Consider the following 23,217-nt stretch of genomic DNA (forward strand, 5'->3'; position numbering starts at 1 on the left):
TCCCGTCACTGCACCCTCGCTCAGTGCTTCCTTGCCTACTGATCCAGCGGCCAGTTTCGCGCTCGTCACTGCGCCATCGATCAGCGCTTTCTCGCCTACCGCTCCAGCGGCCAGCTTCGCGCTCGTCACTGCGCTTTCACTCAGCGCTCCAGAGCTTACCGCTCCAGCGGCCAGCTTCGCGCCCGTCACTGCGCCATATCTCAGCGCATCCGAGCCTACCGCTCCTGCCGCCAGCTTCGCGCTTGTCACTGCGCCATCGCTCAGTGCTTCCGCGTCTACCGCTCCTGCGTCCAGCTTCGCGCTCGTCACTGCGTTATTGCTCAGCGCTTCCGTGCCTACCGCTCCAACTCCCAGCTTTGTGCTCGTCACTGCGCCATCATTCAGCGCTTCTTCGCTTACCGCTCCAGCTGCCAGTTTCGCGTCCGTCACTGCGCCATCGCTCAGCGCTTCCGTGCCTACCGCTCCAGCTCCCAGCTTTGCGCTCGTCACCGCTCCATCATTCAGCGCTTCTTCACTTACCGCTCCAGCTGCCAGCTTCCCTTTCACAACAGCTCCGTCACGTAATACTCTCGAATCGACAGCACCTTCACTAAGCGTCTCCGACTCTACGGAGCCTGCAATTAAATTCGCTGTCGTAATCGACCGCGGAGCGATTTTACCTAGTGTAATAGAGCCGGCTTTCAGCTGCGCTTCACCAACTGCGTCGTTAGCTAACTGTTTGCTGCCGATACCGCCGGGTTGGATATGAACCGAACTAATCGTTCCGCCCTTGATCTTACTCCCATGCAAAATTCCATCCGGCGCTTTATCAAACGTAAAGATCTCCGAAGCTAAATGTGACTGTGTGATAGTGCCCTTACGGATGTGATAGCCTTGAATGGACTCCGGCTTCAGATGCTTACCCGCAATCGTTTCCAGTGCGATATGGTCACCATTCACAGATACGAAAGCCAGCTTCGCTCCGGTTACGGATGAGTCCGATAGCTGAACGGTTCCAACAACCTGTTCTCCCAAATGCTGCTCATGAACGCTCTTCGGCTGCAGGTGTGTGCTGCCAATTGCGGATTCTTCCAATTGAGCCGGGCCGATTGCACCTTCCGCTATATGCGCCGCCTGCACCGCACCAAGCTGAATCGCATTTGAATCGACAGAACCTTGCTGCAGATGAATTCTTGCAATGCTGCCGCCGGCTAATTTTTCGGCCGTTACCGATTCCTTGCTTAGATGCTGTTCCCGCACGCTTTCGTTAGAAAGATGGACACCGAATACGGACTGCTCCTGCAAATGCTGACTGCCGACCGATTCCTTGGTAAGATGAATCCCTTCAACAGAACCTGACGCCAGTTTCGCACCCGTCACTGCAGCATCGCTGATTGCCGTCGTGTTAACAGCTCCCTCAGACAGATGCCGTTCCACAACTGCACCGTCGGCCACGTGCTTTGCTGTAATTGCCTTTTCCACCACATGCTCACTAAGAACGGATTTCACTGACAGCTGCTTACCTGTAATAGCATTAGCCGCCAGCTTAAACGCCGTTACACTGCCATCTGCAAGCTTGCTCGTCGTGACTGCCAGATCAGTCAGCTTATCTGTCGATACGCTTTCCGGAGACAGCTTTAATGAATTTACCGCATGGTCAGCCAGATGATGCGAATAAACAGCTCCGGCTGAGAGATGGCGGTCTGTTACAGCACCGCTTGCAAGCTTGCTGGATTTAACTGCCCCTTCCTGCAGAGCCTCAGTAGCAACCGAATCAACAGCAAGATGATCGTGATGAATCAATCCCGGCTGCAGATGCTGCGACCCGATGGCTTCAGCCGAAACGGATTCCTCGGTTACCGCACCCTGCGACAAGTGAAACGCGCGAATGGCTTCCGGCGCAATTTTGTCAAAGGTAATGGATTCATCTACGAGATGCTTCGTTCCAACTGTATTCTCAGCTATCTTCGATCTGCTGACGCTGAAATCCGCCAGTTTATTTTCGCTTACCGATTTGTTTGCAAGCTGGGCTTCACCAACCGCTGCCTGACTGATGTGAGCCTGCTGAACCGCTGCGATTGCAAGCTTCTTAGCTGTAATTGACCCGTTTACGATATGAGCGGTTTGTACGCTGTTATCAGCCAGCTGCTTCGAAGTAACGGAATCAGCGGTTAAGTGGTTTTCCTCCACGCTGCCCGGTGCAAGAATGTCTGAACTGACGCTCTGCCGTCCCAAATGTCGGCCTGCTATCGAACCATCAACAAGCTTGGCTGCCGTAATGCTTTGATCGGCTATTTTGGATGCTGTAACGGCATGATCGACCAGCTTGATCGTGGTAATCGCTAGATCCGCGATTTTGGGTGAAGTTACCGCATAATCAATGATATGGCTTGAGTTTATTTCATTTGCGGCGATGTGTACGCCGTTTACCGCGCCGTCCTGCAGCTGCTCCGGTCCTACTGCCCCCTGCGCGATGGCTTCTGTCGTTACTGATGAAGCCTTCAGTTCTCTTGCCCCTACCGCTCCTTCGCTTAAATGGTTTCCGGTGATTTCGCTTGGGGCCAAATGCTTTCCCAGGAGGACACCGGGGGCTACATGCTCCGCCTGCAGCAAGCCCGGCTTCAGATGTACGGAATCCACCGCTCCGGCGCTGATTTTCTCACCGGTGATCGATTGATCACGGATCTTGGAAGTTGTAACCGAACCCTCAGCAAGCTTGGAGGTATGAATAGCGTCATTAGCTATACTTTCGCTTTGAACAGCCGCACTCTTCAGCTTACTGGAGGTAACCGATTGATCGCCAAGCAGCTCGGATGTAACGATAAAAGGCTTCAGATGTTTCGCTTCTATTGAACCTTCCGCCAGCTTATCGGCGCTGATCGTCCGGTCCGCGAGCTTCTCGGATGTAACACTGTTATCACGCAGCTTTTCTGAGGTTATGGAACGGTCGCGGATCTTGCTGCCGGAGATTGCGTTTTTCGTTAGATGGTCGCTGGTAATTGATTCCGATGCGATTTTTGAAGAAGTAACCGCTCCATCAGCGATTTTAATACTCTCCACAGCGTAATCGGCAATCGCCTTTGTGTTGATCGAGTCCGCCTTCAGATGCGGCGAATCGATGGCTCCGGGAGCGATTTTCTCCGAAGTAACGGCTTCATTTGCGAGGTCGTCTGTAAACAGGAAAGGAAGCGTTGACTCCGGCAGCCGTTTTTCTTCCAAGAGCTCTTCTTTATGAATCGGATCTAACTCAGGTAATTCAGGTAATTCGGGTAATTCGGGCAGCTCTTCCAGCAGCTCTTCCGGCTGCTCCAATTGCTCGGTCTCCACAGGCACTATATCACTGATAATTTGCACTTCTTCTTCAGTCTGAACTTCAGCCTCAACAGATTCTATGTTCGTCAAAGGCTGATCGGTAAGGATGGTCTCCGAAACAGCCTCAATCGTTTCAATGACTGCCGTATCTGCTGATAATTGCGGTGCTGCTTGTTCTACCTGTGCAGCTTCCTTGGGCTGCTCGATAACGTCTTCAACAGGCGCAAACGCGTTGACTTGGACCGCTTTCTTGTCAAGTTGTTGTGCCGTCACCGGCTTCTTCTTCCTCACCTCTTCGAGCCATTTCAATTCCGAAGCGTTCGGGTTATCTACGTAAAATAACGGCTTCCGCCCCTTGGGGCTTTTCCCTTTATTGCTCTTCGCCATAGCCCTCTCCTTCTTCCACCTAGAATGTCATTGGTATCATATGCACGAATGCCCAGGCAGGTCACACGAAAGAAGGCTAATTGTTCCGAAGTGATTAATAACGTCTTGTAAAAAAAGAAAAACCCTGGGTCCGTTAGTACGAACACCAAGGCTCTGTCTGCATCGTTTGAATGCCTTTGGACAAGGTTGCCATATAAAGCTCAGGTCCCAGCCAATCAATATCTGTGACGGGAACGCCAGATTTTACCGGGTATAAGGTCAATCTTTCCCTAAGCTTAGAGATTCGAAATAATCCTTTATCTGTACACACGTACACCTGAGCATGCTTGGCAATTACCGAGAATATAAAAATATCACCGAATTGAATCGTGCTGAATCCGCCTTCTCCGTTACTTACGATCAGCGCGCCCTTCTCGTTAGCACCAACCAAATACTCCCGGGAAGCCGCTAAGGAGGTGACGCCGGATTCAAGATGGAAGGAAGCCCAGCGGTCGGTCATTCGATCGGACATCCCGATTCCTTGATCAAGCCCTATGTATAGATACTGGGGAGTGAACAGAAAATCATAAACGATTGCGTTCTCATACGCGGATCTCTTCCACGGATTAGTGGATCTGTAGAGCAGTCCCGAGGACGTGGCTGCAAAGCCGTATCCCCATTCTTCCTTGTACTGGTAGCAGGGCTGGTTCATTTCAGCACATGTCCATTCTTGCTGTTCCAGCCGGTACAGCCCTTTATTCGTGCAGGCAAAGAGGGAATCACCTACGAGCTGCAGGCGATTAATATTCGTATGCTCCGGCAGGCCCTTGGACATACCAATCCATTCCCCATACTCGGATTTATGAAAGATGCCATTTCCGGGAGAAGCAGCAATAACAGAACGGTCAGTCTTTACCTTTACTGAAGAAAAATGGATCGGACTCGACTGCCAGCTTTTATAGGAATCGGGTAACATGACTTCAACTCTCAGCTCCTTGCTAAATAAACTTTAAACTTGATAGGGATTAATTAGTTTTAGTTTAAGTGATAATGATTATCAATGTCAACTTTCACAGAAAAAAAAGCAGCGCTGCTCCTTTCTCTATACAAGCTTGATGACTCTGCTCCGCCCAATTCATTCATCGTGATCGAAATCTGACTTTCCTGCTGGCTTCCAGTCCACCTTCGACCCAGTGATTAGCTTATCAAATGCAGCGGCAGATACGACGTGCCATTGATGTCAAAGGGCTTCGTCTGTGATTGAATGGCCTTGTTATTAACAGCTGCCTGACCAGTTATAAAATCAACCGTAATCGTCGTCGATGGCTGCCCGCCTTCTGCTCGAAATGGCGATGTTACCTTCTAGACGCAGCAAGAAGGAGATGGTTGCATTTAATCCTTTGAATTCCATCTTTTTTCTAATTGCAGCTCCCTAAGCTGGTCAGCTCTATGCTGGCTTAGTTTTTGGTTACTCAATTTTCCTTATTTCAATTTCGACTTTGAGCATTTTGGCCAGAGGCCATAATACAGTGACTTCATTAGGTGCCAATTCAGCTCAATCGCAATCGTTACCTCAATAACCGGCTGCCAGCTAGACAGATGTCTACGAGTGAAATCCTATACTGGATTCCATACAGTTAAAAGAGCGAATTTTGCTCAAAGCGGCAGCTATACTGCATTCCATACAGTTAAATCAACCTCTAAATAGTGTTTTCGGACTAAATCAGCTTATTGAAGTGGAAATATCCAGTATAGAGGTCGTTTAGAAGAAAACAGCTCTATTTACCTGTAAATATCCAGTATAGTTTTCAAAAAAAAATCGTTTCTGGTGGTGTAATGATGTAGGTTGGGGTTGGGGTTGGGGTTGGGGTTGGGGTTGGGGTTGGGGTTGGGGTTGGGGTTGGGGTTGGGGTTGGGGTTGGGGTTGGGGTTGGGGTTGGGGTTGGGGTTGGGGTTGGGGTTGGGGTTGCTCTTGTTACTGCGCTTGCCCTTGCATTTGTTGTTACTGTTGCTCTTGCTCTTGCTCTTGCTCTTGCTCTTGCTCTTGCTATGTTGCTGTTGCTCTTGCTATGGCTGTTGCCGTTCCTGCCGTTCCTGCCGTTACTGCCGTTGCTGTCGGTGCCAAAGCAGCAAACCACAAAAAAAAGCAAGATTCAAGCCATAGTTATGGCTTTGAACCTTGCCTCTAATCCTTACCTTAAGTTCTAAACTGCGCATGATGCAGGCGCGTATACACGCCGTTCAGAGCCAGCAGTTCCTCATGTCCGCCCTGCTCCTCGATTCCCTGTTCCGTAACAACAACAATTCGGTCTGCTTTGCGAATGGTTGCAAGACGGTGGGCAATGACGAGCGTCGTACGCCCTTCCGACAGCTCGGCAAGCGACTGCTGAATGGCTGCCTCCGTCTCGGTATCGAGAGCCGAGGTCGCTTCATCCAGAATAAGAATCGGAGGATTCTTCAGGAACATCCTCGCAATTGCAAGCCGCTGCTTCTGTCCGCCGGACAGCTTAACGCCGCGTTCGCCGATGATGGTGTCCAATCCTTTTGGCTGTGCTTTAATAAAGTCCTCCAGCCTTGCACGGCGTGCCGCTTCCCAAATCGCGGCTTCGTCTGCTTCCAAATTTCCGTAGCCGATATTCTCCCGAATCGTGCCCGCGAACAAAAACACATCCTGCTGCACGATACCGATCTGCTTGCGGAGCGAGGTTAATTTATAGGAGCGGATATCCGTTCCATCAATCGTGATGCTTCCCTCCGCAATGTCGTAGAACCTGGGCAGCAAGCTGCAAAGCGTCGTTTTCCCCGCACCGGAAGGCCCTACGAAAGCAACCGTCTCCCCCGCATGAATCGATAGATGGATATCGGTCAGAATGTCCGCTTCATTCTCATATCGGAAAGTAACCCCTCTGTACGCAATATCGCCTTGGAGCAGGCCTGCTTCAACCGCATCCGGCTTATCCGCTACATCCGGCTCTGTATCAATAACCTCGACGTACCTTTTGAAACCCGCAATGCCTTTCGGGTAGCTCTCAATCACCGTATTAATCTTCTGAATCGGTACCAGGAATACGTTAGTCAGCAGAATAAACGCGATAAACTCCCCGTAGGAGAGCTGCTTCTGAATAACGAACCAAGTGCCGCAGATCAGCACGAACACCGTTACAAGACGCATCAGAATGTAGCTGATCGAGATATTCCAAGCCATGATTCTATACGATAACAGCTTAATCAGCCGGAAACGGCCGTTATTCTCGGCGAACAGTTTCTTCTCAAAGCTCTCATTAGCAAAAGCCTGTACGACGCGAATACCGCCAATATTATCCTCGACACGCGCATTAATATCCGCCAGACTCGACATCATACCGCGGAAGGCGCCGACCATTTTCCGATTAAAAAATACAGCCATCCACAGCAGAAAAGGTACAATTGTAAACGTCAGCAGGGCGAGTTTTACATTAATAGAGAGCATCAAGATTAGCGCTCCAATCAATGTCATAACCGCGATAAACAAATCCTCGGGACCGTGATGCGCGACTTCGCCGATTTCGAGAAGATCGTTGGAAATACGGGACATCAGCTGGCCGGTCTTATTATTATCGAAGAACCGGAAGCTCAGCCTTTGCAGATGATTGAACATCTTTCTGCGCATCTCTGTCTCAATATTGATCCCCAGCATATGTCCCCAATAGGTGACGACGAAGTTGAGAACCGTATTCAAAGCATAGATGGCAAGAAGACCGGCACAAGCCAGCAGAATCAGTTTCCAGTCCCCTTTAGGGAGCAGTTTATCTACAACTTGATTCACGACAAGCGGAAGCCCAAGCTCCAGCAGTCCGGCAATGACAGCGCAGGTAAAATCGAGAAAGAATAAATGTTTGTAAGGCCGGTAATAAGAAAAGAAACGACGAAGCATAATCAGTTGCACCTCAGCATTCTGTCTTGATAAGGGTAGCCGCTTTAAGCTTTGGACCGGGCCAATAAAAACAGGAAATAGGGTGCGCCAATAACGGCAACTATGATGCCTGTAGGTAAACCATCCATAATGACCTGCGACAGCGTATCGGCCACGATGAGCAGCAGCGACCCCACAAGCGCAGAGGTGGGCAGCAGCAGCTGATGCTTCGGACCGACCAGCCTGCGCGCGAGATGGGGACCGATCAGTCCGACGAACCCGATTCCGCCGCTGACCGCAACGCAGGAACCGGCCAAACCAACCGCTGCTGCAAGCAGGATAAGTCTTTCCCGCTCGATCGGGGCCCCGAGTCCAACCGCCGTATGTTCACTTAGGTTCAGCACATTCAGGATACGCGCTTTGTAGAAGGATAAAGGAAGAAGAAGAAGAAGCCATGGCAGCAGAGCAACCACGAACTTCCAGCTTGTGCCCCAAATCGATCCTGCCAGCCAAACAGCGACGAACTGGTAATTCTCAGGGCTCATCCGCAAGGTTAGGACAAGCATAGCCGCGCTGATGCCTGCGGACACTGCAATTCCATTCAACAACAGCCGAACCGGCGAGATGCCTTCCCCTTTCTTGAAGGACAGCAAATAAATAAGTGCAGCTGTAAGTGCAGCTCCCATGAAAGCCAGGAATGGAAGCAAAAAGACAGGCGCATTTGCCGTGCTGGGGTAAAAGGAGATGAACAGCACAACGACTAAGCCTGCACCTGAGACGATACCGAGAATACCGGGATCTGCCAATCCATTTCTTGTGATTCCTTGTAAAATACAGCCCGATACCGCAAGGCCCGCTCCAACTAGAATTGAAATCACGATACGCGGCAGTCTGAAATCAAAGAGAATAAGATGTTCCTTGGCCGTTCCGCCGCCGAACAAGGTCTTGAGAACCACTGCCGGCGATAGTTTAATATAGCCCGTGTTCATGCTGATGATGAATACGGCGATGATGAGCAGTCCGATCACAGCCATAATCACTGCTGACCTGCTCGTGCTGCGGCGTTCTTTTGATAAAGGATTCACTTTTCCCATTATAGCTCTCTCCTCTCTTTTCGCGCTAGATAGAGAAAGAAAGGAACCCCAATAATGGTAATAAGCAAGCCAATTGGCGTTTCGGAAGGAGCATTGACAAGACGTGCGGCAATATCCGCCAATACGACGAACAACCCTCCAACTACGGCTGAGCAGGGAATGATCCAGCGATAATCCACGCCCACCAGGAATCTTACGATATGCGGGATAATAAGTCCGATGAACCCAATCGGTCCTACAGCGGAAACGGATGTTCCCGCGAGCATGAGCACAATAATCATACCGGCTAGTTTCACTAGTCCGGTGCGCTGTCCAAGCCCAGATGCGATTTCATCTCCCAGGCTGAGAACCGTAATGGAACGGGATAACATAATGGCTGCAAGCAGAGCGGCAGAGATAAAAGGCAGCATGAATTGGAGCTGAATCCACTTGGTACCCGCAACTCCACCTGCAAACCAGAAGGCCAGATCCTGCCCGACATGGGCATAGAGCGCAATGCCTTCGCTAAGCGCAACCAGCAGCATTCCAACCGATGTACCGGCCAGAGCAAGCCGAACAGGCGTAAGCCCGTTTCTGGCAAGAGAGCTGATACCAAACACGAGACCTGCCCCCACACCAGCACCGAGGAAGGAATATAGAATGAGATAGAGATAAGGCAGACCCGGAAAAAAAGCAAAGCATAATGCCAGCACGAGACCGGAGCCGGCGTTAATGCCCAGCAAGCCTGAATCTGCCAGCGGATTTCGGGTCATCCCCTGCATGATTGCACCTGCAACGGCAAAACAGGCGCCGACTATCGCGCTTGCAAGCGCCCGCGGCATCCGGAGCTCCCGAATGATCTGATGAGATTGATTATCCGCATTAAAATGAAGCACCGATCCCCAAACCGTAGACAGACTAATGTCCGCCGCACCAACTGAAATGGATAACGCCAAGCTGAATATGAGCGCTGCCACGCCTCCTGCCAAAATAAAAGACGCAGCCAGCGGACGCGCTCTTTGATCCTTTTTTGCAATCATCTCGATCCTCCTGCAATCACTATGTACATGTTGAATGATACGCCATCCACAAAAATACTATATCATTATAGTTGATAATAGTTATCATTATCAATGATTAAATTGTGATTACAGGATAGATCGGATCACAGCAAAAAAAGAGAGACCGCTCATCTTGGATGGCAGCTCTCTCTTCCATTATTCTGATTCGGATTGTATTTATTAGTGCTTGTTCCGATGTGCAGCATGCCAAAGCGATCCGATGCCGCAGCCAAGAGGAACTGCTGATTGTATAGCTGCGGTCACAAAGCTTTTGGCAATGTTCACAGCTTCAACCAACGGATAACCATGAGCTAAACCCGCCGCAATTGCGGATGCAGTCGTGCAGCCCGTACCATGTGTGTGCTTCGTTGGTATACGCGGGGCATGATAGAACTCACGAAAGTATTCGCTGCCCTTTCGTCCGACAAGCACGTCAATGGACAAATTCTGCGTTTCTATCTCATCGGAGGGGCTTGGATCAGCAGGCAGATGCCCCCCTTTCATGAAGACATACTGCGGTCCCAGCTGAAGCAGCTCCTGCGCTGCCAAAGCCATATCCTCGAGCGTGCGGATGGAATGGGCGGGCCACCCTAGAAGCTCACAGGCTTCCGGAACATTGGGAGTAATGACCTCAGCAAACGGGAATAGCTCGGACTTGAGCGCCGCAATCGCTTCCTGCCGCAGTAAAGCGGAACCGTCCTTGGCATGCAGAACGGGATCAATCACGACATGCTTGATCGAATACCGGTCAATCGCGGATGCGGCCAGGAATACATTGGTTGGTGTAAGCAGCATTCCGGTCTTAACCGCATCGGCACCGATATCGCTAAGCACTGACTCGATCTGTGACTCCACCGTCTCCTCCGGCAGCGGGTAGATAGCCTGGATACCCAGGCTGTTCTGTGAAGTGACCGCGGTCATCGCACTCATCCCATAGACGCCAAGCTCCTGGAAGGTTTTGAGATCGGCCTGTATGCCGGCGCCTCCGCCTGAATCCGAGCCCGCTATCGTCAAGACTCTTGGAGGCGGATCGGTTAGAACCGATCCTGCTTCTGCCGCTGCTTCAGATTCCGGATTCTTCATTCTGATCCCGCTCATCGCACTGCCCTGCCTGATACCGGCGCGAACCGGTCAGGCGCGAAGGGATTGTTATTGCTGCCGCTCTCGCGTCCTGTCAGCATGCCGTCCGCCAATGCTGCAGTAGCCGGGCTCAGGAGAATACCATTCCGGTAATGGCCGGCGGCGATGATGATATCCGGTCTGCCAGGGACTGTACCTATTAACGGCCAGCCATCTCTGGTCGCAGGTCTTAAGCCGGCCCAGCGTAAGGACGGCTCCCGTCCCTCGAGGAATGGAAATAATCGCGGCCCCCAGCGGATGAGCCGGTTTATTCCGCGCTCCGTCACCGCAGTTTCATAACCGGCAACGTCTTCAGAAGCCCCGCAGATGAGTGAGCCGTCCTGCTTCTCCACCCAGTAAGCCTGACTGGAGAACACCATATGATTGACGGATTTCTCAGACGTTTGCTCACGGCTGCTGCCAAAGGAACAGATTTGTCCGCGAATGGGGTGAATCGGGATTGGGAATCCGAATAACTCCGCATATTGATTCGCCCATGCACCCGCAGCGACGATCAGCTTATCCCCAGTGATCCGGCCATGCCCGCTCGTTTCAATCCCGATGCCCGTACTGCTGCCGTTCATATTCGGCATCGTTATCGTACCTGCGTGGGCAAGCAGCTTTACACCGAGTCTAAGGCATGCGGCTTGAAGGGCAGCAACAAGCTTCGGCGCATGAACATGGCTCTCGTCCGGAGTATAAATAGCAGTTATTGCCGCCTCCGACAATCTAGGCTCCATCCGCCGCAGCCGCTCCCCCGTGATCAGCTCTGCTTCAGAGCCAAAGCTTCGCTGCCAAGCAAGACGGGTTTGCAGCGGCAGCAGATCCGCCTCATGCATGGCAACTGTCAAGCTGCCGGTGGACATGAGCTCAGCTTTCATACCCGATATTTCTTCAATCTGCTTCACCCACTCCGGATATCGGTGCAAGCTGTCCAGACACAGCCGGAAGAAAGCATCCGGCTGCTCTCCGTTCTCCGTATATGGCGCAAGCATTCCGGCTGCCGCACCTGAAGCCTGACCGCCGATTGCACCCGGTTCTACAACCGTCACCGCTGCGCCTCTACGCGCTGCCTCGAACGCACAGGACAGTCCAATGATTCCACCGCCTAATACGAGTAAACTTTCGGACATTCTCAAGCACTTCCTTCAGGTATCGTTGATGCCGCCGATGAGACAGAAATCCCTTCCGTTTCACTGCTTGCCGAAGCATAGCGGCGTTTAGGGATTCTTCCTGCCTGATACGATGCGCGTCCGGCTTGAGCGGCAAGACGCATCGCATACGCCATCCCTACCGGGTCCTGCGCTTTGGCAACAGGCGTGTTCACAAGAATCCCGTCCGCGCCAAGCTCCATCGCCTGCACGACATCCGCCGCCGAACCAATGCCGGCATCCACGATAATCGGCAATTTCGCATCCTCAACAATCAGGCCGAGGTTGTACGGATTCAACAATCCGAGTCCAGTGCCGATTGGCGCCCCCCCAGGCATGACAGCGGAAGCACCGGCTTCCTCTAATCTTTTGCACAGAATGGGGTCATCGGAGGTGTAAGGGAGAACAACGAAACCTTCCCTTACAAGCAGCTCCGTCGCCTTCAGCGTTTCGATCGGATCAGGCAGCAGCGTCCGTGAATTCGCGCTGATCTCCACTTTAATCCAATTGCCAAGCCCCGCGGCTCTTGCCAGCTTGGCGATCCGTACCGCTTCATCAGCATTGCCGGCACCCGATGTATTCGGCAGAAAGGTCAACTCCCTGCCTGTTAGATGCTGCAATATCGAGTCGTCCTCGGCAAAATCCAAATTTACTCGCCGGACGGCGAACGTTACAACTTCCGCAGCCGAGCTTTCCAGAGCAAGCTGAAAAACCGCCGGACTTGGGAATCGGCCTGTGCCAAGAAAGAACCTTGACCGCAGTACCTTCCCTCCAATTATTAGAGCATCTTCTTGATGTGGAACCACTGACATCCCGCTTAGCCTCCTCCGACAAAATGAACAAGCTCCAGCGACGCACCCTGTTCAATTTCTGTTTCCCGCCATGCTTCCCTGGCGATAATCGTACCGTTCAGCTCCACGACCATTCTTTTACCAGCAAAGCCCAGCAGCTCGATCAGCTCACTCACAGATTGGGCAGTCGTCTGCTCTTCCCTGCCGTTGATTCGAATGCTGAGCTTCTCCTTCTGTGAGATCTGCTGCTGATTGATTTTCTCGCGAAAAGCCCGGCACGCATCCGCTACATTGTCACTTCCGACAATCGCAGAAACGGCACAAATCCGAGCTGCACCGGCAGCGATAACCTCATCCACATTGGACAGCGTGATGCCTCCGATAGCTACCCAGGGAATCTTCACTCTCTCCGCTGCCGATCGCACATATTCCGTCGTGACTGCCTGCCGTCCCGGCTTAGTGCCGGTCGGGAATACCGGACCTACCCCGATGTAATCCGCACCGCCTGCCTCAGCTTCGATGGCCTGCTCAATGCTGTGCGTAGAAATCCCAATAATAGCGGCCGGGCCAAGAATCCGCCTTGCTTCTGCGAGCGGCAAATCTTCCTGTCCCAGATGGACGCCGTCAGCCTGAACGGCGATCGCCACATCCAGATGATCATTGATGATCAGCGGTACATGATAGCGGTCTGTCAGTTCGCGGAGGGCGAAAGCCTGTGCAAGCAGCTCCTCTTTGGGGGTATCTTTGGCGCGAAGCTGAACGATATCCGCCCCGCCTATGATCGCCTGTTCCATTACCTCCAGCATACTGCGGCCCGGATGATAATTCTCTCCAGTAATCACATAAAGCTGAAAATCACTCCAGCTCCAACGATTCATCCTGTACTGCTCCTTTCCGTATCGTAACCTTCTTGAACATACAGAGCGCATAGCGCTAATGCATGCTCCGCATCCTGCGTGCCTTGAACAAGAATACGGCCATCCGAAAACAGAACAAGCCGTTCACCGCCCGGGAGCTGCGCACGAACCAAATACGGATTCGCCGTCACTTCGAAGCCAAGCGAGGATAAGGTTTGCCGCATGGCTGTCAAATTAAGCGAATGCTCCAATGTCACTTGAATCGTGTCTCGCCCGCATAAACTTGCTGCCCGGGGCGAATAGGTTCCTTGCTCCGCCCGTTTTGCGGTTATATTTTCTCCGTGATGGGCTGATCCGCACTGCCTGCAGCTCGCTGTCGGCTTCGGAAGTACAGCCTCCGTCACCCCATACGGCCATAAATTGGCAGTCACCCACGTTCTCCTTCGCGCATTCTTATCGCCGCTCAGCCATTTCAGCGCTTCCGCTGCCTGCATAGCGGCGATAAGCTCAACAATAGGGGAGATCACACCGAGTGTATCGCAGGTTTCACCGGATTCTTCTTCATCGCTGCCGATCAAACAGCGCAGACATGCCGTCTCCCCGGGTACGAGCATGGCGCTCATCCCTTGAGCTCCGGCAACCCCTCCATACAGAAAAGGAATTCCGTATCGATAGCAGACATCGCTCAGCAGAAGCCTGGTCTTTGCGTTATCCGTTCCATCGAGCACGAGATCGACGCCTGCAGCGAGCCTGCTTGCCGCGTCCTCCGTTACATCGATGACATAAGGCTCAATACGAATCTCACTATTGATTCGTCTTAGCTTATCCGCAGCAGCGGCAGCCTTGGGCAGAGCGGCCAGCGCATCCGCCTCGTCAAACAGCATCTGGCGCTGAAGATTACTCGGCTCAACGAAGTCCCGGTCGGCAATATGAACCTCGCCGACTCCGGCACGAACCATGTGCTGGGCGAGCGAAGCGCCAAGCGCGCCGCAGCCAACAATCAGAACGCGCGCCGCAGCCAGCCTGCCTTGGCCTGCCGGTCCGATTGGCGCAAATCTCATTTGCCTGGAATAGCGATCAGACCAGTCAGCCTGTTCCCTGCCGGCATGAACATCCTCGTGCCTTGAATCTGGCTCTGGCCAAGGCTTCGGCCTTGGCGCAAGCTCCGGTTCCGGCCCCGATTCTTGCCCGGGCAAAGCAGATTCTCTTTCCTTAGGCATAGATCGAGCTGCCCGACGATTTGAACGCATCGGACTTCTCTTTCATGCCCGCCTCAATCGCTTCCTGCGTGTCAAGCCCGTGCTCCTCCGCATAGTCGCGAATATCCTGCGTGATGCGCATGCTGCAGAACTTCGGTCCGCACATGGAGCAGAAATGGGCGGATTTAGCCGCATCTGCCGGCAGTGTTTCATCGTGATAAGACATCGCACGCTCCGGATCGAGCGAGAGATGGAACTGGTCGCGCCAGCGGAACTCAAATCTGGCTTTAGATAGCGCGTTATCGCGAATTTGTGCGCGCGGATGGCCTTTCGCCAAATCTGCTGCATGCGCTGCGATTTTGTAGGTGATAACACCTTCTTTGACATCTTCCTTATTCGGCAGACCCAAATGCTCCTTCGGCGTTACATAGCAAAGCATCGCCGTACCGAACCAGCCGATCATGGCCGCACCGATTGCCGAGGTAATGTGGTCATAGCCTGGCGCGATATCCGTCGTCAGCGGTCCCAGTGTATAGAAAGGCGCCTCTTGGCACACCTCCAGCTGGCGGTCCATATTTTCTTTAATGAGATGCATCGGCACATGGCCGGGACCTTCAATCATGACCTGAACATCATGCTTCCAAGCGATCTTGGTCAGTTCGCCGAGCGTCTCCAGCTCCCCGAATTGCGCTTCATCGTTCGCATCCGCAATCGATCCCGGACGAAGGCCGTCGCCAAGCGAGAAGGATACATCGTATTTCTTCATAATCTCGCAAATCTCTTCAAAATGCGTATAGAGGAAATTCTCCTTGTGATGCGCAAGGCACCAAGCTGCCATGATAGAGCCGCCGCGGGAAACAATCCCTGTCACACGTTTGGCTGTGAGCGGTATGTATCTAAGCAGCACACCCGCATGAATGGTGAAATAATCGACTCCCTGCTCCGCCTGCTCGATGAGCGTATCCCGGTAAACCTCCCAAGTGAGATCCTCCGCTTTGCCATCGACCTTCTCAAGCGCTTGATAAATCGGCACCGTGCCGACAGGAACCGGCGAATTACGGACGATCCACTCGCGCGTCGTATGAATGTTTTTGCCCGTAGAGAGGTCCATAATCGTATCCGCGCCCCAACGTGTCGCCCAAGTCATCTTCTCGACTTCCTCTTCGATTGAGGAGGCAACGGCGGAGTTGCCGATATTTGCATTGATTTTCACGTGAAAATGCCGTCCGATAATCATCGGTTCGCTCTCCGGATGGTTGATGTTCGCCGGAATAATTGCGCGTCCGACTGCGATTTCGTTACGCACAAATTCAGGCTCCATTCCTTCGCGGATCGCAATATATTCCATCTCCGGTGTAATGATTCCTTGGCGTGCATAATGAAGCTGCGTTACGTTCGCGCCTTCCTTAGCCCGGAAAGGCTTGCGTGCCAAAGCCGGAAACAGCTCTGCACCGCGCGTGGCAGCTGTATCCTCAGAGTGAAAACCATTATCCAGCGGCTTAATCTCGCGTCCTTCGTAAGACACTACGTCACCGCGTTCTTCAATCCATGTCTGACGAAGCGCCGGCAAACCGCGTCTTACATCTGACTGATAATTAAGGTCTGTATAAGGGCCGCTAGCATCATAGACTCGAATAGGGGCGTTCTCTTGTTCCTCGCCGCTCCGGGTGGTAGTCGTTGACAATTCAATCTCTCTCATCGGCACACGCAGATCAGCGCGGCTCCCTTCGACATACACTTTTCGGCTGCCTGGCAGTGGCGTAGTTAATATAGACATACAGAAAAACCTCCTAGAGTTTTGTGTGAAGCTAAGCTCGAAAACCACTAGGAGGCGTGCGTATAAGATTATGGGTTGTGAATGTGCTTGGCATTGACCTTGGAGAAGCCGTAGATAGCGGCTTGCTGCTCGATGAGGAGCTCGCAGGTCAATCGTCCTCACTCAGGCACGACATCATGTTCCGTTCATCACCGATGCGCAGGATGAAACAATCCATGCTGTCCTAAGCGGCAGCAAGAGTTTCATCTCTTTGATATATAGAAAAAAAACTTTTCTATATATCAAAAAAACCGCTCCGGCGAGGAAGCGGTGGATGTCGCGGTCTGCCGCCCATAACATGGAGCATCTGATAGCTTCCAAGTCAGGGCGCAGGTTTGTCGTAATGCCAACTTACAAAGGCGGCAGCTACGAACAATCCCGAGTCGCACGTACAATCCCACTTTCCTACGCTGGCATAACCCAGATCAGGTTCGAAGGGACCAAGGCAAGCTCGCCTTATCTCAGCCCAATAACGGGCGCCCCTAGTGGATTTCATGGTACGACTATACCGCTGCATGTGTGATTTGTCAATGTTAATTCCTGCGGTGTACGCCATAAACCTGCTGAACGTTACCTGCTATCTTGACGGTCACCGTCGTTATTTTCACTGTGCCATTGTTGTAAAAAGCCTTGAAAGTAAAGATAAGCGGTCCATCTGGAAACTTCTCGAAGCTCCCATCCCACAGCTCTCCGCTCCATCGAGTATGAATGGCATTTTCCGCTGCCAGATCAACCTTGAAGCCGTTCATGATCACCTCAACACGGTTTGCCGCCGTTAATGTGCCTGTATCTGTTGTCAGAGCGTGAAGTATAAATTTCTCCCCTGCCCAGTACACATCATAACTACGCGGCAATTCCTCGTCTCCGCTCTCGCTTACGTTATGCTCCTTGCGGCGTTGATCCCACAATGCCGTATGATTGACTTGACCTAGTACAGAAAGCGGTAGGACAACGATATTTTTACGCACAACGACAGGCGGCGCTTTCGCATCCGAAACCGTTAGCTGAACGATATAGGTTCCAGCCTTTAAAGCTTGAAAGGCCGGGCCATTCAGGCCATATGGGAATGAAAGCGTGCTGGTATATGCTTTTGAGACATGGTCTGGATCTTGGATGACATAGTCAACATTCAGAACGTCTTTATCCAGGTCGTCTATGTCATGACTAATGGTTACTTGATCGCCTTCATACAGAGGCTTTGGTGACCAGTCAAAATCCGCTGTAGGCGGATGATTCGTCTCGATATAGAAGAACTTAGGCGCACTGTAATCACTCCAATCATAACCGTCAAACACGCGAATGATAATGAACATACTGACGTTCTCCGGCAAGTCGGATTGCGGAATCCAATCCAGCATATCCCCGTTTCTCACTCCCGAGTCAAGCTGCAGAATTCCCCCATACTTATAAATCTTGGCTTGATACAGGGTCTGCCTATCATAATCAGGATCCCAATAGCTCCAAGTAAAATCAGGTCTCAGCACCGTAAGCTTGGTCGGGTTTAATTGATCCGTGCTTGTCGGCATCGTGATTTCCGCACCGGGCTTCCGATTGTGGACGGTGACCTGCAGCTCATACTGGGCGGTCGCCCCGTCAGCATCCTCAACAACATGCCTGATGTTGAAGATGCCTAACGAGTTGAAGGTCTTATTCCAATTCGTTCGGACACTGCCTTGGAAGGATTCCCCACCACCAACTGCTGAAGCATTGCGAATGTAATACTCATGAGCTAAATTCTCCCGGCTGCCATCCTCCTTATCATAAGCAGCCGAATTTATTGTAACGGGCACGCCGCGAAACGTATTCACATAGCTGGCCGTAAACCCTGGCACCGGAGGGTTATTGGGAGCCGAGATGCTTCCGACCGGCAGCAGCACGACATCCCAGTCACTCCATGCCCCATATTCGTCTCTGACCGCCAAGCCAATCTCATACGTACCGACTTCCTGCGGAGCAACAAGCTTCTGAGCGACATATTGCCCGCTTGGCGTGATGTAATAAAATTTCTTCTCAAGCACACCTTTCGTTTGTTTATAATCGATTCCGGTAGCTTCCGTTGAGTAATCCGCTGCGCTCATATAACGGTCCGGATCATGGCTGCGATCGGTCCATTGCACCTTGGCGTCTACTCCCTGAAGCACAGAGAAATCTGCAATCGGGCGGCGGTGGACGATGATTTTCTTCATGAATTCATTGGAGGACTTCCGGTATTCCTCAAAGGTATTGTCTGGATAGACATGGCCTGGATTCGGATCATCCCTGGCTTTCAATTTAACAACATAATCTCCAACTTTATCAAAGCTTAGCTGTGCATAATGGAAGATCTGTCCATCTAACGCAGATAGGCCTTGGTTATGAATAAATCTGACGGTATGCTTGAGAGTCCAGTCATAAAGCCCCCCTGCTGGCGGATCACCTTCCGGATCATCAAACACAACGTTCTTGTATTGAACTTCCGCCCTGGCTGTACCCGTATCCCATATTGCGTACTGATTGGACATTTCAAGATTGCTTCCTGCGGACTTGATCGTAACCGGCCCGAAGCTGACGTACGCTTTAACCGCCGTGTATCCATAGAAGCCATCGGTGTAGGCCGTATCCGTAATATCAAAGAATGGAACGCCGTTCATCCAGACTTTTAAACTGTCATCTACGGCTTTAAGTCTGAAGCTGTACGTAGAGCCGGCTTGAAAGCTATACGCCTGTGCGGCTAATACGGTCCTAATACCAGAGCTGTATTTGGCCAGATACAGTTTCTCTCCGTCGGTTTCCACAGCATACCGGTATGCCGGATTCGTCATGCGGAATGAAAACCCGGCTAAATCGCGGTCTTCATCCGTGTAAGGCATTTCCAGGCTGAATGTGAATTCAGCATTATCCTTCTTACTGGCAGAAACGAATTGCCCAAGCTGATACGGCTGAATCGGCCCGTTTAGTTGATTCGTTGTAGGTGTACCTTTGGCATAAGCCAGTCCGATATATTCACGCGGCGTGAAGGTCCAGCTGTCATTATATTTGGCTTGCAGGTAGATGCCGTCTCCGAAGTAACCTTGTATCAAAGTTAATCCAGGTGCGTCATAGCTGCTTAACCGACTTGGAATCGTGGTGACAACCGCCCCCGAAGGATTGAGAACTTGGTCATTTCCAGAATAATAGCCCTCGGTCTTAAAGTAGGTCGTGTATAAATCAGGATGAACAACGGTCAGCCGCTTGCTGTTGTCCACACCATTCCATCCATACGAACCGGCATTGAATAAGAAATAATCCGGATTAATGGCTGCTGAAGCTTTTATAGCACCTGTTTGGGTACTCAACGTATACATTTTTTCTTTGGAAACCGAACGTACGATAATTTCATGTTTCATCGGATCCAGAGTCATGGGCGCAATTTTTTGCGGGGCGAACCAATTATCGCTATAATTCCGGATTGGATATCCAAGAATTTCTCTTTCCCAGCCTACAGTTAAATCAGAATTAAACCGATAAACGTTGGTTGTTTGAAAATCATCCCGATCCGCGGGACAACCAGATTGAGAGTTCCAGTACTGGTAATTCATTGAGACATAGAATTCCCCGTTCTCCCCTGCATATAAGGGGGAATAATTCACCGTGCTGCCTCCCATGCAAGGATAGGGTCCAAGGCTCGGCACACTTACCTGGTTAACAATGTTCAGATTTCGGTCATACTCGGTAAGCTTCTGTTGATCCTCCTGCAGGAGAACGATGTTATCATTTTTCGTTACGTCTTTCATGTACCAGGATGATGGTTTCGATGCAAGGAATGCTCCCGTCACGATATCGTAACTCTCTAATGTAAATGAAGATGTCCCCGTCTTTATAAGCGCATATATCGTTCGATCCGACATATCAAACCACTGCACTTTTCTCCCGTTTTTTTTATTTCCAATATGCCATTCAAAAGGATTCGGTTGATCGATCTTACTCTTATTAATCGCCCAAACCTCCGAATTCGCATGAACAAATATGTATTTCTTATTGGCCTTTATACTCGGAACCGGATTGTCATACCAATTGTGCGTATCCCAGTCGGGAAAGCTTGCATCGGCATCCCAGCCTTGACCAAATGTTATACCTGGTACGCCCAAATCCCCCATTGTGGTTACACTTGTCATGGCGCGCCACGGAGACATGGAATTCGCTCCATAGCCATGATCGGCGTAGTGGGCGATATCTTGATAATCTCCTGTGTTCCAGTCCTTGGTGGTACTAAAATATTGCTGCTGGGCATGGAAGGTTGCACCTGATCCGGCTACCAAACGGTTATGGTTAATCGACCATAAATGGTTGCGGTTGGGGACAGGAACCGAGCTGTCGGTATGGTATAGATTGAAGTCAGAAAGCATCTTTGCAGCGGATATGGTTTCTTGTGGATTAAGATCCGGCTGCGGATTCTTCCCTTCCATATCAAATGAAACTTCCGGTGCAAGATTAACCACATTCAGAGTCAAAGTGGCTGTATGATCCGATAAAGTATCGTCCCACTGGCCAAATTGTTCAGTCACTTTGAGATAGAAATAATACTTACCCACCTTCGTCGGGGTGAGCTGCATTTGAACTAGAGTTCCTGATGCACCTGTCCATGGATCATCAGCGAAACCGTTGTTATTCGCGTCGTATTTGTATTTGTATTCGGCCGCAACAATCGTATCTCCGTCAGGACTAGCCGATTTATTGATCATATCGAGCTTCACGCCGCGAACGGAAAGAGACGGAACGCTTAGTTTGGCGATCGGAGGCAGGTCAGGTTGAACAATAATATCGCATGTCGCCGGATTCGTAGATTTCATCCCATAAACATCATAGACATGCAAGGAAACTTGTACCGTGATATCCATACCTGTGTCATTGGGATAGCTTGTTTGTTTATTGGCCCACTCATCTCGGCTATGGTCGATATCGATTCCAAGGGGACTGTAGCTTCGACTCGAATCGAAAGCTGCGTTAGCGATTGGATGATTCGCAATAACAGCTGCCGGGCATTTTATGATCGGAACAGGGTTTTTGGATACAACATCAATGTAGGTACAGGCTTTAGCCGTTGCTCCATACTCATCCCGCATCGATCCGCAGATTGAATGATAGCCTAAAGTATCCATGGTCAGAAAATGCTGCCCATCCCCGTACTCGACGCTTTTCGAGTAAATCGATTGAACAAAGCTGGAGCCCGTTGAATAATCGAAACCATTTAAATACACCTGATCACCATCCGGATCTGTCGGTGTCGGAACGGCTGGATCATAAATAACGACAAGATTAAGTTCAGTACCGACAACAACTTTGTGGAGTGCAATTGTTGGTGCACTAGGATCAACAAAGCCAACTTCAAAGTTTGGCGGACGATTGCTCGATGGGCCTGTAACCGTTAATGGTTTGGGACCAATCCATTCGGACTCCCCGCAGCTGGATTTGATCTTCATATAAACCTCATGCACGCCAACACCAATAACCCAAGGGTAAGTGCTGAACGAAAAGGTCGAGTCGGCTGTCTTACTATAAACCGGACTCCCGGTCCAAGAGCCGCTGCGATCAATTCTGAAATAATGCCCCTGATAGATGCAGCCATTCATTTGAAAATTTTTCGGATGCAAGGTAAAGCTGTTTCTATAGGGAATCGTATCCGGGAAAACGTCGAAGTCCCCCGTAAATGAACCCGCCTGTTCATAAAAGAAAGTTACATATGTCGTCTTCTGTGCAGTAGTTAAACTGACGGCTGCACTTGTCCCACTTGACATTGTGTTGATATAAGCGTTATTCCCCACGCTTTTCCCTAGTATAGTCCCATAGGTGCCTTCGGGCATTAAAGTCTGTGTGTTTGGCAGCGAGCTGACTGGAATCAAACTTTCACCCTGCTTACTGAACGTTCCCGCCGGCCCTGCCCTCACCATATGACGGACATGAATTTCGCCAGAGCTTATTACATTATAGAAATAATAAAGATTCAGCTTATTGAAATCACCTATAAAGGGTGTCAGTGCCGGGAACTCGCCTGCGGTGTATGGGGCTGTTAGCGTTGGTGCAGTTCCTGTGGTCGTCTTCTTATACCCGACATACTGAAAGTCTGCATTTGCAGGGTGGGTCGACGAATAGTTCTGATTCTTTGTCAGGTTATCTGTGTGATCGTGGAACACATTGTCCAGGCTTTGGCCGTCAGTTGTAAAGTGTTTGATGGTGGCTGTGCCATCGGCTTTTTTATCGTAATACAGGTTTAGATTATAGGTATCATAGGACCCATCAAAAGTAACCGGAGGCGGGTTTCCTGACGTTTCGCTCCCTCCACTGATTGGCCCCGCTTTACTCTCTTTATATCCGGTATACATGTATTTCACATTTGTTCCCGGCACAGTCGTGTATGTATTTCCCTTAATCATTGACTTGGACTGATCAGGAAATAAAGAATCGATGTTGGCGCCCGTCGCTTTATCAAAGTGATGCACTTCGAGGAGCCCGTCTAGTTCAATTTCGAATAGTAGCGGGTAATAGTAACGGAATCCTTTTACGTTTGGGCTGCACCCTGCACATGGATCAGGGAATATTACTTCTCTAATATTAAAAACGTTAGTCGCTTCTAATTTCCCTGCTA

At 50.9% G+C, this 23,217-nt stretch carries 12 protein-coding genes, 1 pseudogene and 1 riboswitch; of the genes and pseudogenes, 1 reads left to right on the forward strand and 12 read right to left on the reverse strand.

Annotation, left to right across the window (positions count from 1 at the left end):
* From ACFPYJ_RS02880 to thiC, 11 genes and pseudogenes are all read right to left on the reverse strand, one after another.
* A pseudogene (locus tag ACFPYJ_RS02880) lies at window positions 1-3,678 on the reverse strand (hypothetical protein); the annotation flags it as partial.
* A gap of 133 nt (window positions 3,679-3,811) precedes the next feature.
* The gene (locus ACFPYJ_RS02885; protein WP_379186537.1) at window positions 3,812-4,633 is read right to left on the reverse strand and encodes a hypothetical protein; all 822 of its coding nucleotides are present in this window, start codon (window positions 4,631-4,633) and stop codon (window positions 3,812-3,814) included.
* Window positions 4,634-5,854: 1,221 nt separating this feature from the next.
* Complete coding sequence (locus ACFPYJ_RS02890; RefSeq protein WP_379186538.1) at window positions 5,855-7,570, reverse strand: ABC transporter ATP-binding protein; 1,716 nt, start codon at window positions 7,568-7,570, stop codon at window positions 5,855-5,857.
* A 44-nt stretch (window positions 7,571-7,614) separates the two neighbouring features.
* On the reverse strand, window positions 7,615-8,583 hold the full coding sequence (locus tag ACFPYJ_RS02895) for a FecCD family ABC transporter permease (RefSeq protein WP_379186811.1): 969 nt from the start codon (window positions 8,581-8,583) through the stop codon (window positions 7,615-7,617).
* Between the two features lie 59 nt (window positions 8,584-8,642).
* On the reverse strand, window positions 8,643-9,662 hold the full coding sequence (locus ACFPYJ_RS02900; protein ID WP_379186539.1) for a FecCD family ABC transporter permease: 1,020 nt from the start codon (window positions 9,660-9,662) through the stop codon (window positions 8,643-8,645).
* Window positions 9,663-9,863: 201 nt separating this feature from the next.
* Window positions 9,864-10,781 (reverse strand): bifunctional hydroxymethylpyrimidine kinase/phosphomethylpyrimidine kinase, encoded by a 918-nt coding sequence (gene thiD / locus ACFPYJ_RS02905; RefSeq protein ID WP_379186540.1) that lies wholly within the window; start codon window positions 10,779-10,781, stop codon window positions 9,864-9,866.
* Window positions 10,778-11,935, reverse strand: coding sequence for a glycine oxidase ThiO (gene thiO / locus ACFPYJ_RS02910; RefSeq protein ID WP_379186541.1), 1,158 nt, complete (start codon window positions 11,933-11,935; stop codon window positions 10,778-10,780). Before thiO ends, thiD begins: the two co-directional genes overlap by 4 nt.
* 2 nt (window positions 11,936-11,937) lie before the next feature.
* Entirely contained in the window at window positions 11,938-12,765 is an 828-nt protein-coding gene (locus tag ACFPYJ_RS02915) for a thiazole synthase (protein ID WP_379186542.1), read from the reverse strand.
* A gap of 5 nt (window positions 12,766-12,770) precedes the next feature.
* On the reverse strand, window positions 12,771-13,622 hold the full coding sequence (gene thiE / locus ACFPYJ_RS02920) for a thiamine phosphate synthase (protein ID WP_379186543.1): 852 nt from the start codon (window positions 13,620-13,622) through the stop codon (window positions 12,771-12,773).
* A complete protein-coding gene (locus ACFPYJ_RS02925; RefSeq protein WP_379186544.1) occupies window positions 13,619-14,821 on the reverse strand; it encodes a ThiF family adenylyltransferase in 1,203 nt (400 codons plus the stop codon). Before ACFPYJ_RS02925 ends, thiE begins: the two co-directional genes overlap by 4 nt.
* Window positions 14,814-16,577, reverse strand: coding sequence for a phosphomethylpyrimidine synthase ThiC (gene thiC, locus ACFPYJ_RS02930; protein WP_379186545.1), 1,764 nt, complete (start codon window positions 16,575-16,577; stop codon window positions 14,814-14,816). The genes ACFPYJ_RS02925 and thiC overlap by 8 nt, the downstream gene beginning before the upstream one ends.
* A gap of 56 nt (window positions 16,578-16,633) precedes the next feature.
* Between thiC and ACFPYJ_RS02935 the strand changes: the two genes are divergently transcribed.
* Entirely contained in the window at window positions 16,634-16,804 is a 171-nt protein-coding gene (locus tag ACFPYJ_RS02935) for a hypothetical protein (protein WP_379186546.1), read from the forward strand.
* 197 nt (window positions 16,805-17,001) lie between these two features.
* Window positions 17,002-17,110: riboswitch (TPP riboswitch) on the reverse strand.
* Window positions 17,111-17,149: 39 nt separating this feature from the next.
* Here the strand turns inward: ACFPYJ_RS02935 and ACFPYJ_RS02940 are convergent.
* Complete coding sequence (locus ACFPYJ_RS02940) at window positions 17,150-23,071, reverse strand: hypothetical protein (protein ID WP_379186547.1); 5,922 nt, start codon at window positions 23,069-23,071, stop codon at window positions 17,150-17,152.
* Window positions 23,072-23,217 lie beyond the last annotated feature (146 nt).

This window comes from Paenibacillus solisilvae (assembly GCF_042656405.1).
Lineage (GTDB): Bacteria > Bacillota > Bacilli > Paenibacillales > Paenibacillaceae > Paenibacillus_Z > Paenibacillus_Z solisilvae.